We start from the raw sequence: 11,651 nt of genomic DNA on the forward strand, positions 1-11,651 counted from the left end.
CGCCCGCCCCCACCGCGCTGGCGGCCTTCGGCCTGCGCGCGGTGGGCCGTCTGGCCGTACCCGTGGAGGCGCTGGAGCAGATGGACGACCTGATGCGAGCCGGCAAGCCCGGCCAACTCACCGACGCCGACCGCGAGGTGCTGGGCTGGGGCGAGCAGGAGACCAAGGACATCCTCCGGGCTCTGGCCTTCGCTCCCACCACCAGGCCGAAGCCCGGCGAGGCCATGGTCTGGCGCCGCCGCGGCGAGAAGCCCGTAGAAAAGCCCGTTGCGCCACCGCCCAATTCGCCCTTCTCGGCCCTGGCCGCTCTGAAGGACAAACCCGTCCCCGCCCGGCGCCCGCGCCGCCGCCGTAAAGCCAAGGCCGCGAATCCATGAGCGAGACGGGCTGCCGCGCCGATGTCTGGCTGTGGCGGGCGAGGTTCTTCAAGACCCGCTCTCTGGCCGCCAAGTTTCTGGACGAGGGCAAGGTCCGCCTCACCCGCGCCGGCGCCGAAACTCGCATCGACAAGTGCGCGCGGCCCGTGAAGGTCGGCGATCGCCTGGTCTTCGCGGTCGGCGGGAAGTTGATCGCCGTGGCGGTGGAGGGGCTGGGGGATCGGCGAGGGCCGCCAGCCGAGGCGCGGGGGCTGTACTCCAGCCTGGGCTAGCGCTTCCGCACCAGGTCCCGCGCCGCCACCAGCAGGATCGGTGTCCAGCTCAGGATCAGGGCATAGGTCATCAGCGCAGCGCGGCTGTTGTCGATGGCCGCAAAGGCGGTGGCCACCATGGGCAGGAGCAGCAGCAGGGCCAGGATCGGCCGCCTGGTGTCACTCGCCATGCAGATGCGCGACAGCAGCAAAGCGTTCAGCGCCAGGCCCGCGAACTTGATCCAGGCGCCGGCGCTGGAGCGCGCCAGCAGGTCAGCCGACCCGTCCACCGCCTGGGTGATCTGCAGCAGGATGAGGGTTTCCAGATAGTCGCCGGCCAGGGCCACCAGGGCGACGCCGATGGCCGCCATCACCAGCGGCTTGCGGAAACTGCCCCCCAGGAACATCGCCGCGCAGATTTCGAAGGCGGTGTAGCTGGGAATATAGGCCCTCACGTCGAGGTCGTTGACCGCGTCCATGGCCGTGACGATCGGCGCGCGACAGGCGTCGGCAGGCGGACCGAAAACGTTCAGCAATTGCGCCAGGGTCCGGGCGAGTTCGAAATCCACCACCTTGCCCGGCGTCCAGCATTTCCCCGCCGCGATCACTTCGGGAAGCATCTGGAAGGCGATGGTGACGGCGATTGTGGCGAGGCCGGTCAGGACAGTGAGGCCCGCCCACAGACGGTGAGATCGGGTTTTCATGGCTTCCCCCCTTGGACATTCGCGAGCTTAGCGGTCGGACCTTCATTGTCGATACGGTCCCTATTGCCCTAGCCTCATCCTTCGGCCTCGGAGGACTTGCAGATGTCACGCCTACTCGCCCCACTCCTCGGAGCCCTGCTGAGCTTCGCCAGCCTGACGGCGCTGGCCGCGCCCGCCCAGGAGAACCGCGCGGTGACGGGCCTCGCCGCCCCCGCCGAGATTCGGGTCGACACCTGGGGCATCGCGCACATCTATGCCGGCAGCGTCCGCGACGCCTTCTTCCTGCAGGGCTACAATGTCGCCCGCGACAGGCTCTGGCAGATCGACCTGTGGCGCAAGCGGGGCCTGGGTCTGCTGTCCAAGGATTTCGGCCCCACCTATGTCGCCCAGGACCGGGCCGCCCGTCTCTTTCTCTATCGCGGCGACATGGCCAAGGAGTGGGCGGCCTATGGCCCGGGGGCGCAGGACAACACCAGCGCCTGGGTGGCCGGGGTCAACGCCTTCGTCGGCGAGATCGCGGCGGGCGAGCGGCCCCTGCCTCTGGAGTTCAGGATCGCCGGCTCAACGCCCGACCTCTGGAGCCCGCAGGACGTGGTCCGTATCCGCAGCCACGGCCTGACCCGCAACGTCCCCAACGAGGTCGGCCGCGCCCAGATCGCCTGCAAGGCGGGTCTGCCCGCCGCCCGCCTCTATCGCTTCATCGAACCCAAATGGACCACCAAGGTCCCCGAGGGCCTCGACCCCTGCTCCATCCCCGCCGACGTCCTGGCCGACTACCAGCTCGCCGGCGCCGGGGTGAAGTTCTCAGGGCCGCCGGAGCAGCGCGCCGCGCTGGAAGTTCCGCCGGAAGCGATCGGGTCGAACAACTGGGCGGTCTCCGGCTCGCGCACCGCCACCGGCCGGCCGATCCTGGCAAACGATCCGCATCGGGAGCATGGCGCGCCCGGCCTGCGCTACATCGTGCACCTGAACGCGCCGGGCTTCTCGGTGATCGGCGCGGGTGAGCCCGCCCTGCCCGGGGTCTCCATCGGCCACAACGACAAGATCGCCTTTGGCCTGACCATCTTCCCGGTCGATCAGGAAGACCTCTACGTCTACGAGACCAAGCCCGGCGAGCCTGACCAGTACCGCTACGGCGACGGCTGGGAATCCGTGACGGTGGTGAAGGACGCCATCCCCGTGAAAGGCGAAGCGACACCGCGTCCCGTCGAGCTCCGCTTCACCCGCCACGGGCCGGTATTGAAGGCGACGGAGGGCAAGGCCTTCGCCATCCGCACGGTCTGGAGTCAGCCGGGGACCTCGGCCTATTTCGGCTCCACCGGCTACATGCAGGCCCAGGATTGGGAGAGCTTCAAGGCGGCGCTCACCGGATGGGGCGCGCCCTCCGAGAACCAGGCCTATGCCGACACCTCGGGCCACATCGGCTGGGTGGCCGCCGGCATGGTTCCGGCCCGGCCCAACTGGGACGGCCTGATGCCGGTGCCCGGCGACGGGCGCTACGAGTGGAAAGGGTTCCTGACCCCCGACCAGCTGCCCAGCGAGGCTGATCCCAAACAGGGGTGGTTCGCTTCGGCCAACCAGATGAACCTGCCGGCCGACTACCCCGTCGCCGAGCGGAAGGTGGGATTCGAGTGGTCCAACGCCGCTCGCTTCCTGCGGGTGGACGAGGTGCTCGCCGCCAAGCCCAATCTGACTGTGGCGGACGCCATGGCCCTGCAGACCGATCCCTATGACATCACCTCACGCCGGCTGATCGCCGTTCTGGCGCCGCTGAAGACCGATGATCCGAAGCTCGCCAGTGCGCTCGCCCTACTGCGCGGCTGGAACCATCGCACCTCCGTCGACAGCGCCGGCGCAGCCCTGTTCGAGGTCTGGACGGGCAAGTATCTGGGCCGGGCCGTGGTTGCCGCCGTCACGCCCAAGGAGGTCCACGGCGTCATCGGCAACGGCGACCTCGCCGCCGTCATGGAGGTTCTGGAACACCCCGACGCAACCCTGCCTTTGGCCGCCCGCGACGAGGTTCTGGCGTCGAGCCTGCGGGCCGCCTACGACGAGGTCTCGGCGCGCCTGGGCCCAGACCCCAAGACCTGGGCTTGGGGTAAGCTGCACCACGCCCGCCTCGAGCACGCGCTGACCCCGCTGGCCGATGCCGCCACGAAGCACCTGCTTGCGGCGGGACCGACACCGATGGGCGGGACGAGCCTCTCCCCGATGGCCGCGACGTGGCGGCCCGACGACTTCCGCGTGGTGGCCGGGGCCTCCTTCCGCATGGTCCTGGACGTCGGCGCCTGGGACAACAGCATGACCATCAACACGCCCGGCCAGTCGGGCGATCCGGAGAGCCCGCACTACCGCGACCTTTTCCCGAAGTGGGTGAAGGGCGAGTACGTGCCCCTGGTCTATTCGCGAAAGGCGGTGGAGGCCGCGACGGAAACGGTGATCTTGCTCACACCAGCGCCGTGACCCTATCGGCGCTGCCAGATATCCTGAGGGCTGGCGGCATTGACAATTAGGGGCGCGACCGGGAAAACCCGCCGCCTAGACCTGCCGGAGTTTCAGTCCGCGATGACCTACATCGTCACCGACGCCTGTATCAAATGTAAGTTCATGGACTGCGTGGAAGTGTGTCCGGTGGACTGCTTCTACGAGGGCGAGAATTTCCTGGCGATCAATCCGGACGAATGCATCGACTGCGGCGTCTGCGAACCGGAGTGCCCGGTGGACGCCATCAAGCCTGACACCGAGGACACGCCGGACTCCAAGTGGCTGAAGATCAACACCGACTACGCCAAGATCTGGCCCAACATAACGGTGAAGGGCGAGCCGCCCGAGGACGCCGAGGCTTTTGAGCGCGAGACCGACAAGTTCGAGAAGTATTTCAGCGAAAAGCCCGGGCGCGGCTCCTGAGCCCCTCGCGCAAGGGGTGCAAGCCTTTCTTTCGGCTGATTTTTATGCTAGCCTGACAAGGATGTGGTGAGAAGCATTTCGCGCCCGCCACGCCGTTTCTGCAGAAGAGCCGTCCCCGGCGCATACGCCTTGAACAGGCGAAGGGTGTCCTAGAGGTCTATTCCGTTCTCAAGAATGTTGTCCGCCGCAAATTTTGCGGAGGGACATCTTTCGCCTTGGGCTCTTGGAAAAACCTGGATGCGTCGACGGGATTGGACGTGGTCGAAAGGACTTAGCTGATGAGCAAGACTGGTCTGGATTTCTCGGTTGGCGATCACGTCGTCTATCCGGCCCACGGGGTGGGTCAGGTTCAGGGGATCGAAACTCAGGACGTGGCCGGCTACTCGCTCGAAGTCTACGTGATCACCTTCGACCACGAGAAAATGACCCTGCGCGTTCCCACCGCCAAGGCCCGCACCGCGGGCCTGCGTTCGCTAGCCGAGGGCAATGTCGTCAGCCAGGCGCTCACCACCCTGAAGGGCCGCGCCCGCGTGAAGCGCACCATGTGGTCGCGTCGCGCCCAGGAATATGAAGCCAAGATCAATTCCGGCGACCTGATTTCGATCGCCGAGGTCGTCCGCGACCTGCACCGCGCCGAAAACCAGCCGGAGCAGTCCTATTCCGAACGCCAACTCTATGAGTCGGCCCTGGACCGCATGGCCCGCGAAGTCGCCGCCATCGAACAGATCGACCGCGACGCCGCGATCGGCATCCTAAACAAGAACCTGATCAAGGCCGTCGCCGCCTAAGGCCCGACGTCACCGCTGATCTTCGAGACGCCCGGCCCGCAATGGCCGGGCGTTTTCGTTTCGACTATTCGCCCTTCGGCTCGGTCCGATAGTCGCCAAAGGTCTTGTCCCGGGCGGTCAGGGCCTGGGTCACCCCCTGGCGCATCTGGGCCATGTAGTCTCGGCTGGCGGGCGTGTGCCAGCCGAGCGCATGGAGGTCGGTGCCGGCCCGCAGGCCGGCTCTCAGACCCATCGCCTCCATCTGCCGGTGGACCAGTCTCTTGTTCAGCTGGGCCAGTTCCGGGTCGACCTTGGCGATCCGCTCGGCCATGGCCAACACCTGCGCCTCCAGCTCGCCGACCGGATGGGCACGGTTGGCGAATCCGAGACGGACGGCCTCCAGCCCGGTTACCGAATCCCCGGTCAGCATCAGCTCCATCGCGGCGCGCATGCCCATGAACCAGGCGTGGTACTGGTTGTCGGGCGGGCTCATGGTGCGCACCGCCGGGTAGCCGATCTGGGCGTCCTCGGCCACGTAGACCAGGTCGCAGGCCACCGCGAGCTCCGAGCCGCCTGCCAGGCACCAGCCGTGAACCTGGGCGATCACCCGCTTGGCCAGGTCCCAGATGCGGAAGCACCCGTCCACGACGTGCCGCGCCCACTGCCCCTGACCGCCAGCGGTGTAGTAGGGCAGCTCCCCCAACCCGGCGAGATCGTAGCCCGACGAGAAACAGGTCCCAGCCCCGCGCAGGATCATCACCCGGACCTGAGGGTCGCTGTCACCCGCCTCAAGGGCCGCGAATACCTCGCCGCGCAGGGCGTTGGACAGCGCGTTCCGCTTGGCCGGACGGTTGAGGGTGATGCGCCGGACGTGGGGCGCGGGATCGTCGGTGAGCAGGATGGGCTCGTCGGCCATGGTCTCTCTCCCTAGGACTTGTTTTCAGGCATCCTCACCCCCTGACGTCGCGGCGGGCAAGGAGTGCGAGATGAAACCTGTTCTGGGCCTGGCCCTGGCGGCGTCCCTGGCCGGCTGCGCCACCGCCGCGCCGATCAGCTACAGCGATCTCCTGGCCCGCGACCGGCCAAAGGCGGACGTCAGGATCGCCTATCGCCCTCTACCCCTGCAGTACGGCGAGCTGTGGCTACCCAAGGGCAAGGGTCCCTATCCGCTGGTGGTGATGATCCACGGAGGCTGCTGGCTGGCCGACCTGCCGGGGACCGAGCTGATGGACTATGTGGCCGACGACCTCCGGGCCGACGGCATCGCGGTCTGGAACCTGGAATACCGCCGCATCGGCCACGAGGGCGGCGGATATCCCGGCACGTTCCAGGACGTGGCGGCGGGCGCCGACCATGTCCGCGAGCTGGCGAAGACCTACCCGCTGGACCTCAGACACGCGGTCTTCGCCGGCCATTCTGCGGGCGGCCATCTGGCGCTGTGGGCCAGCAAGGCCAGCCCCCTGCGCGGGGACAACCCCTTCCTGCCGAAGGGCGCGGTCAGCCTGGCCGGGATCATCGACCTGGCCGCCTATCGCGAGACCGGCCCCGACGCCTGCGGTGGCCCCGGCACCATCGACGCCCTGACCGGGGCGTTGTTCCGCAAGACCCAGGACCTCTATGGCGGGCTCTCACCTGCCGCGATGCTACCGCTGGGCCTGCCCCAGGCGGTGATTTCCGGAGACCTCGACCCCATCGTCCCACCCCGCTTCGGCGCGGCCTACGCTGCGGCGGCCAAGGCCGCGGGCGACCCTGTCACTGAGCTGAACCTGAAGGCAGCCGGTCACTTCGAGCTGATCGACCCGACCGCCCCGGCCTGGGTAGTGATCAAGCGTGAGCTCAAATCGCATCTCGATTGACGTGGGGTCGCGCTTGACGGGCCAGCCTCCCGCGCAAATGGTCGCGCCAACGACTTCAGGGAGGCGACACGCCATGAAACTCTATGACTCGATGGGCCCCAACCCGCACGTGGTGCGCATGTTCATCGCCGAGAAGGGCATGACCATTCCGACCCAGAAGGTCGACCTGATGGGCGGCGAAAACCGCAAGCCTCCCTATAACGAGGCCATCAACACTGCGGGCCAGATCCCGGCGCTGGAACTGGATAACGGGCACAAGGTCTGCGAAATTCTGCCGATCTGCGAGTATCTGGAAGAGGTTCAGCCCGCCCCGCCGCTGATCGGCGCCAACGCTGAGGAACGCGCCGAGACCCGCATGTGGACCCGCCGCATCGACCTCAACATCTGCGAGCCCCTGGCCAACGGCTTCCGCGCCGCCGAGGGCCGCCCGCTGTTCGAGAGCCGCATGAAGCTGGTGGGCGCGGAGGGCGCCTCCGAACTCAAGGCCATCGCCAAGGACAGAATGATCTGGCTCGACAGTCAGATGAAGGGAGACTTCGTCTGCGGCGGCCGTTTCACCCTGGCCGACATCCTGCTCTACGGCTTCCTGACCTTCGGGGCGACCGTGGGCCAGCCGGTCCCCGACGACGCCAAGTGGATCAAGGGCTGGATGGAGCGGGTCAAGGCCCGCCCCAGCAGCGCCGCCTAGAACTCTTCCCAGCTTGAACCGGCGGCCGCAGCGCGGCCGCCGCCGAAGGCCTTGGTCAGCCGAGCTCGGTCCTGCGCCACCGGGTTGCGGGCGGGGGCATGACGCTCAGGCCGGGCCATTTCCGGCCGCGTGGCGTGGGCGCCGGTCTGGAACCGCCCCACAAGACGAGCGAGTTCGACCGCCTCGCTACGCAGATTGGCGGACGCGGCGGTGGCTTCCTCCACCATGGCCGCGTTCTGTTGGGTCACCTGGTCCATCTGGTTGACCGCGCTATTGACCTCATTGAGGCCGGTGGCTTGCTCCTGCGATGAAAGAGAGATCTCGGCGATCAGACCATCGATCTCGGTGACCCGCTCCACAATCCCCACCAGGGCCTGACCCGTTTCGCCCACCAGCCGGACGCCGGCGCCCACCTGGGCCGAAGAGGCGCTGATCAGGGCCTTGATCTCCTTGGCCGCGTCAGCCGAGCGCTGCGCCAGCGCCCGGACTTCCGACGCGACGACCGCGAAGCCCCGCCCCGCCTCACCTGCCCGGGCGGCCTCGACCCCGGCATTCAGGGCCAGCAGATTGGTCTGGAAGGCGATCTCGTCGATCACCCCGATGATCTGGGTGATCTTGCCAGAGCTCTGCTCGATCTCGCCCATGGCCTCGACCGCCTGACGAACCACTTCGCCGGAGCGCTGGGCGTCAGCCTTGGCTGTGGTGGCCGCTGTAAAGGCCTGCTTGGCTCCCTCGGCGCTGCGTTTCACGGTGGCGGTGATTTCGTCCAGGGCGGCGGCGGTTTCCTCCAGGCTGGCGGCCTGTTGCTCTGTTCGCCTCGACAGGTCGTCCGAGGCGCTGGCGATCTCGTCGGCCCCGCCGCGGACCCCCCCGGTGGAGGTGGCGATGGAGACCATGGCCTCGCGCAGGCTCTCGATGGCCTTGTTGAAGTCATCCTTGATCTGCTGGTAGCGGCCGTCGAACCTGGCGTCGATGAGAGCGGTCAGATCGCCACCCGCCACCCGCTGCAGGCTGGCGGCGAGCGCCGCGACCACGGCGTTCTGATCGGCCTCGGTCTTGGTGCGCTCGGTTTCACTGCGAGCCCGCTCAAGCTCCACCTCGGTGATGTCGCTGGCGAACTTGATGACCTTGTAGACTTTGCCGTTCGCATCGAAGACCGGATTGTAGGCGCCCTGAATCCAGATGTCCCGGCCACCCTTTCCAACCCGCTGGAACTTGCCGGCCAGATACTCCCCTGCGTTCAGCTTTCGCCAGAATTCCGCATAGTCGGTGCTCTGGCCGTAGGCATGGTCGACGAAGAGGCTGTGCTTGCGGCCTTGAATCTCGGGCAGGCTGTAGCCCACGGTGGCCAGGAAATTCTCGTTGGCGGTGATGATCGTGCCGTCGAGCTCAAACTCGATCACCGCCTGAGACCGGTTGATCGCCGCAACAGCGCCCTCTAGATCGGCGATCCGCTTGGCGGCTGCGCCGTCGTCACGCTTGAAACTGAACAGAGCCATGCTCACCCGCCTGTCGCCAGCGACCCCATTGGGCGCCACGCAGGGTCTGGATCAGGTGATCGGCGTAAACACAGCCTTAATCGCTGCGACAATTTGCCTGGTTCAGGAAGAAAGTTGGACCATCTCTACTGAACTCTCGCGTGCGTTGAGCTCCTCGCCGCGAATCTTCAAAGCATTGTCAGCGCATTTCACCAATGGGAGCCGCCAATACTTCAACTTTTAGTTATGTTTTTCTCAACACACCCATAGGTGTCGCAGCGCGGTGACCTTCTATGACCAAAACCTGTTCAAGAAAAGCCGCCCTCAGTCGGCCGGGGCGGGCACGGGTTCGGCGGAAGCGGCCCGAGGACCACGTTCCAGTTCGGTCGCCAGCACTTCGCGGTCAAGGTCCCCATCCCAGCGCGCCACGACCAGGGTCGCCACGCCATTCCCCACCAGGTTCGTCAGCGCCCGGCACTCGCTCATGAACCGGTCCACCCCCACCAGCAGGGCGAGCGCCGCGATGGGAATATCCGGGATCACCGCCAAGGTCGCGGCCAGCGTAATGAAGCCGGCTCCGGTGACGCCGCTGGCGCCCTTGGAGGTCAGCATGGCCACCCCCAGCAGGGTCAACTCCTGGGTCAGGGTGATGTGGGTGTTGGTGGCCTGGGCCAGGAACAGGGTCGCCAGCGTCATATAGATGTTGGTGCCGTCGAGGTTGAAGCTGTAGCCGGCCGGAATCACCAGGCCCGCCGTGGTCTTGCCCGCCCCCAACCGCTGCATCTTATCGATCATCTGCGGCAGCACAGATTCCGAGGATGAGGTCCCCAGCACGATCAGCAGTTCCTCGCGGATATAGGCCAGGAACTTCAGGATCGAGAACCCGGACATCCAGGCGATGGCGCCCAGCACCACCAGCACGAACAGCAGACTGGTCAGGTAGAAGGTCCCCACCAGGGCGGCCAGCTTCACGAGCGCGGCGATCCCGTACTTGCCGATCGTGAAGCCCATCGCCCCAAAGGCGCCGATGGGCGCCAGCCGCACCACGATCTGGATGATGGAGAAGAAGACCTTGGAGATGTCTTCCAGAGCGCCGGCTACCTTGTCGCCGAACGCTCCCAGCCGGGTGCAGGCCAGGCCGGTGATCACCGCGATCACCAGCACTTGCAGCAACTGGCCCTCGGCGAACGCGCCGAAGAAGGTGTTCGGGATCAGGTTGAGGAGATAGTCCACCATGTTCGGGCTATGGTGAGCCTTCTCCACATAGTCGGCCGCGATCTTGGGGTCGAGGCTGGCGGGATCGACATTGAAGCCCGCGCCGGGCTGGACCAGCTTGCCAACCACCAGGCCGATGACGAGGGCGATGGTGGAGACCACCTCAAAATAGATCAGCGTCTTGGCGCCCAGCCGGCCGAAGGCCTTGATGTCGCTCATCCGCGCCATGCCCGCCGCGATGGTGCAGAAGATCACCGGCGCGATGGCCATCTTGATCAGCTTGATGAAGGCGTCGCCCAGCGGCTTGAGCTGCACGCCGATGTCGGGCCACAGCCACCCCACCAGCACGCCAAGCGCGATACCAATAAGCACCTGAACATAGAGCAGCCGGAAATGGCGCAGAGCCCCCATTCGCATCTTCCCTTTCGCCGCCATGCGCCCTTGCGCTATCACCCCCCGGTCTGGCCCGGTAGCTCAGCAGGATAGAGCAGCGCTTTCCTAAAGCGAAGGTCGGGGGTTCGAGTCCCTCCCGGGCCGCCAGACAGTCGGGGCAACTTGGCTCTTCTGCGTGACCGAGACGCCAAAGCCCCGGCGCACCGGGCTTCCAGCGAGACCAATCCGTCATCCAGCCTGGTCTCCGAAGGCCTAATTCGCCCCCAAAACCACTCCATTTCAGGGCCTGTCTCCGCGCATCAAAAACCGTGACGGTTTCCCTGTTATGAGCCGATAACAGGGAGAGCAGGGATACTTTGGATCTGGCCGACGGCCCCCTATGCGGTCGCACCCGCCATAAAGGTTTGAATTTTGTACTGTAATTTCGAAAATTGCCCGCAAACGATCAACTCACAAACAGGGAATTTGAAGGCCGGCAACAGGGAACAATTTCGACCTGAACAGGGAACAATTCACGCTGGAACAGGGATAATTTTCGGGGCTAAATCAGTGCAAAAGCCAGTTCACGGTTCGCATGGCCGCCTCTCCAGACCCACGACAGACGGTAACAGATGACGGAAATCGCGGCGGTTGAACTGGATCTGTCCTACACCGCCGAGAAGGTTAGCGTCCGCGTGTTCGCTCCCGAATGGAAGGAAGACGAGGGATTGTGGTCCTGCAGGTTTGAGATCAGCGAACCCATAAATGTGGAGCGCGAGATTAGTGGCGTCTCCAGCCTGCAGGCGCTCACCCTCTGCGTGAAAACGCTTTCCGCATATCTCTATGGGTCGGACCTCTACAAGAATGGCGAATTGGGAGTGTATGGGCAGTTCGGTGGCAGCCTTTCCATCCCGGCGCCACAGGCCATGCTCGACAGGGCTCCGTTTCCCTTCTGATCGTCGATACCCGTTCTTTGCGGAGACAACTCGACCCCTGACTGCCCCCACCGCCAGACAGTCGAGGCAACTTGGCTCTT

At 65.8% G+C, this 11,651-nt stretch carries 12 protein-coding genes, 1 tRNA gene and 1 pseudogene; 10 read left to right on the forward strand and 4 right to left on the reverse strand.

Annotated features, from left to right (window positions below; genetic code table 11):
* Together AAC997_RS05525 and AAC997_RS05530 are read left to right on the forward strand one after the other, a co-directional pair.
* Positions 1-377 (forward strand): annotated as a pseudogene (locus AAC997_RS05525) (phosphonate-binding protein); the annotation flags it as partial.
* Positions 374-649: an RNA-binding S4 domain-containing protein gene (locus AAC997_RS05530; RefSeq protein WP_340644688.1), complete on the forward strand. Its 276-nt coding sequence runs from the start codon at positions 374-376 to the stop codon at positions 647-649. The pseudogene AAC997_RS05525 and the gene AAC997_RS05530, both read left to right, overlap by 4 nt.
* Here the strand turns inward: AAC997_RS05530 and AAC997_RS05535 are convergent.
* On the reverse strand, positions 646-1,332 hold the full coding sequence (locus tag AAC997_RS05535) for a hypothetical protein (RefSeq protein WP_340644689.1): 687 nt from the start codon (positions 1,330-1,332) through the stop codon (positions 646-648). The genes AAC997_RS05530 and AAC997_RS05535 overlap by 4 nt on opposite strands.
* A 102-nt stretch (positions 1,333-1,434) precedes the next feature.
* Between AAC997_RS05535 and AAC997_RS05540 the strand changes: the two genes are divergently transcribed.
* The 3 genes from AAC997_RS05540 to AAC997_RS05550 all read left to right on the forward strand — a co-directional run bounded on the left by AAC997_RS05540 (position 1,435) and on the right by AAC997_RS05550 (position 5,027).
* Positions 1,435-3,795, forward strand: coding sequence for a penicillin acylase family protein (locus tag AAC997_RS05540; protein ID WP_340644690.1), 2,361 nt, complete (start codon positions 1,435-1,437; stop codon positions 3,793-3,795).
* A 102-nt stretch (positions 3,796-3,897) separates the two neighbouring features.
* Positions 3,898-4,239 (forward strand): ferredoxin FdxA, encoded by a 342-nt coding sequence (gene fdxA, locus AAC997_RS05545; protein ID WP_340644691.1) that lies wholly within the window; start codon positions 3,898-3,900, stop codon positions 4,237-4,239.
* A 278-nt stretch (positions 4,240-4,517) separates the two neighbouring features.
* Complete coding sequence (locus AAC997_RS05550) at positions 4,518-5,027, forward strand: CarD family transcriptional regulator (RefSeq protein WP_340644692.1); 510 nt, start codon at positions 4,518-4,520, stop codon at positions 5,025-5,027.
* 64 nt (positions 5,028-5,091) lie between these two features.
* Here the strand turns inward: AAC997_RS05550 and AAC997_RS05555 are convergent, their stop codons facing one another.
* Positions 5,092-5,922, reverse strand: coding sequence for an enoyl-CoA hydratase-related protein (locus AAC997_RS05555; protein ID WP_340644693.1), 831 nt, complete (start codon positions 5,920-5,922; stop codon positions 5,092-5,094).
* Between the two features lie 70 nt (positions 5,923-5,992).
* Between AAC997_RS05555 and AAC997_RS05560 the strand changes: the two genes are divergently transcribed.
* Together AAC997_RS05560 and AAC997_RS05565 are read left to right on the forward strand one after the other, a co-directional pair.
* Complete coding sequence (locus tag AAC997_RS05560; RefSeq protein WP_340644694.1) at positions 5,993-6,862, forward strand: alpha/beta hydrolase; 870 nt, start codon at positions 5,993-5,995, stop codon at positions 6,860-6,862.
* Positions 6,863-6,935: 73 nt separating this feature from the next.
* Positions 6,936-7,550: a glutathione S-transferase family protein gene (locus AAC997_RS05565; RefSeq protein ID WP_340644695.1), complete on the forward strand. Its 615-nt coding sequence runs from the start codon at positions 6,936-6,938 to the stop codon at positions 7,548-7,550.
* Here AAC997_RS05565 and AAC997_RS05570 read toward each other — a convergent pair.
* Positions 7,547-9,049, reverse strand: coding sequence for a PAS domain-containing methyl-accepting chemotaxis protein (locus AAC997_RS05570; protein ID WP_340644696.1), 1,503 nt, complete (start codon positions 9,047-9,049; stop codon positions 7,547-7,549). The genes AAC997_RS05565 and AAC997_RS05570 overlap by 4 nt on opposite strands.
* Between AAC997_RS05570 and AAC997_RS05575 the strand changes: the two genes are divergently transcribed.
* Complete coding sequence (locus AAC997_RS05575; RefSeq protein WP_340644697.1) at positions 9,048-9,272, forward strand: hypothetical protein; 225 nt, start codon at positions 9,048-9,050, stop codon at positions 9,270-9,272. The genes AAC997_RS05570 and AAC997_RS05575 overlap by 2 nt on opposite strands.
* An 80-nt stretch (positions 9,273-9,352) precedes the next feature.
* Here AAC997_RS05575 and AAC997_RS05580 read toward each other — a convergent pair whose 3' ends face one another.
* Complete coding sequence (locus AAC997_RS05580; protein WP_340644698.1) at positions 9,353-10,654, reverse strand: dicarboxylate/amino acid:cation symporter; 1,302 nt, start codon at positions 10,652-10,654, stop codon at positions 9,353-9,355.
* 52 nt (positions 10,655-10,706) lie between these two features.
* Here AAC997_RS05580 and AAC997_RS05585 point away from each other — a divergent pair.
* A tRNA-Arg gene (locus AAC997_RS05585) sits at positions 10,707-10,783 on the forward strand.
* Positions 10,784-11,247: 464 nt separating this feature from the next.
* Positions 11,248-11,571, forward strand: a complete 324-nt coding sequence (locus AAC997_RS05590; RefSeq protein WP_340644699.1) for a hypothetical protein — start codon at positions 11,248-11,250, stop codon at positions 11,569-11,571.
* The last annotated feature ends 80 nt before the right edge of the window (positions 11,572-11,651 follow it).

This window comes from Phenylobacterium sp., assembly GCF_037968635.1.
Lineage (GTDB): Bacteria > Pseudomonadota > Alphaproteobacteria > Caulobacterales > Caulobacteraceae > Phenylobacterium.

Bases quoted from the DNA above. Each gene is read 5' to 3' on its own strand.
- AAC997_RS05530 (WP_340644688.1), top strand. From the start codon at position 374: ATGAGCGAGACGGGCTGCCGCGCCGATGTCTGGCTGTGGCGGGCGAGG.
- AAC997_RS05535 (WP_340644689.1), bottom strand. From the start codon at position 1,332: ATGAAAACCCGATCTCACCGTCTGTGGGCGGGCCTCACTGTCCTGACC.
- AAC997_RS05540 (WP_340644690.1), top strand. From the start codon at position 1,435: ATGTCACGCCTACTCGCCCCACTCCTCGGAGCCCTGCTGAGCTTCGCC.
- fdxA (WP_340644691.1), top strand. From the start codon at position 3,898: ATGACCTACATCGTCACCGACGCCTGTATCAAATGTAAGTTCATGGAC.
- AAC997_RS05550 (WP_340644692.1), top strand. From the start codon at position 4,518: ATGAGCAAGACTGGTCTGGATTTCTCGGTTGGCGATCACGTCGTCTAT.
- AAC997_RS05555 (WP_340644693.1), bottom strand. From the start codon at position 5,922: ATGGCCGACGAGCCCATCCTGCTCACCGACGATCCCGCGCCCCACGTC.
- AAC997_RS05560 (WP_340644694.1), top strand. From the start codon at position 5,993: ATGAAACCTGTTCTGGGCCTGGCCCTGGCGGCGTCCCTGGCCGGCTGC.
- AAC997_RS05565 (WP_340644695.1), top strand. From the start codon at position 6,936: ATGAAACTCTATGACTCGATGGGCCCCAACCCGCACGTGGTGCGCATG.
- AAC997_RS05575 (WP_340644697.1), top strand. From the start codon at position 9,048: ATGCTCACCCGCCTGTCGCCAGCGACCCCATTGGGCGCCACGCAGGGT.
- AAC997_RS05570 (WP_340644696.1), bottom strand. From the start codon at position 9,049: ATGGCTCTGTTCAGTTTCAAGCGTGACGACGGCGCAGCCGCCAAGCGG.
- AAC997_RS05580 (WP_340644698.1), bottom strand. From the start codon at position 10,654: ATGGGGGCTCTGCGCCATTTCCGGCTGCTCTATGTTCAGGTGCTTATT.
- AAC997_RS05590 (WP_340644699.1), top strand. From the start codon at position 11,248: ATGACGGAAATCGCGGCGGTTGAACTGGATCTGTCCTACACCGCCGAG.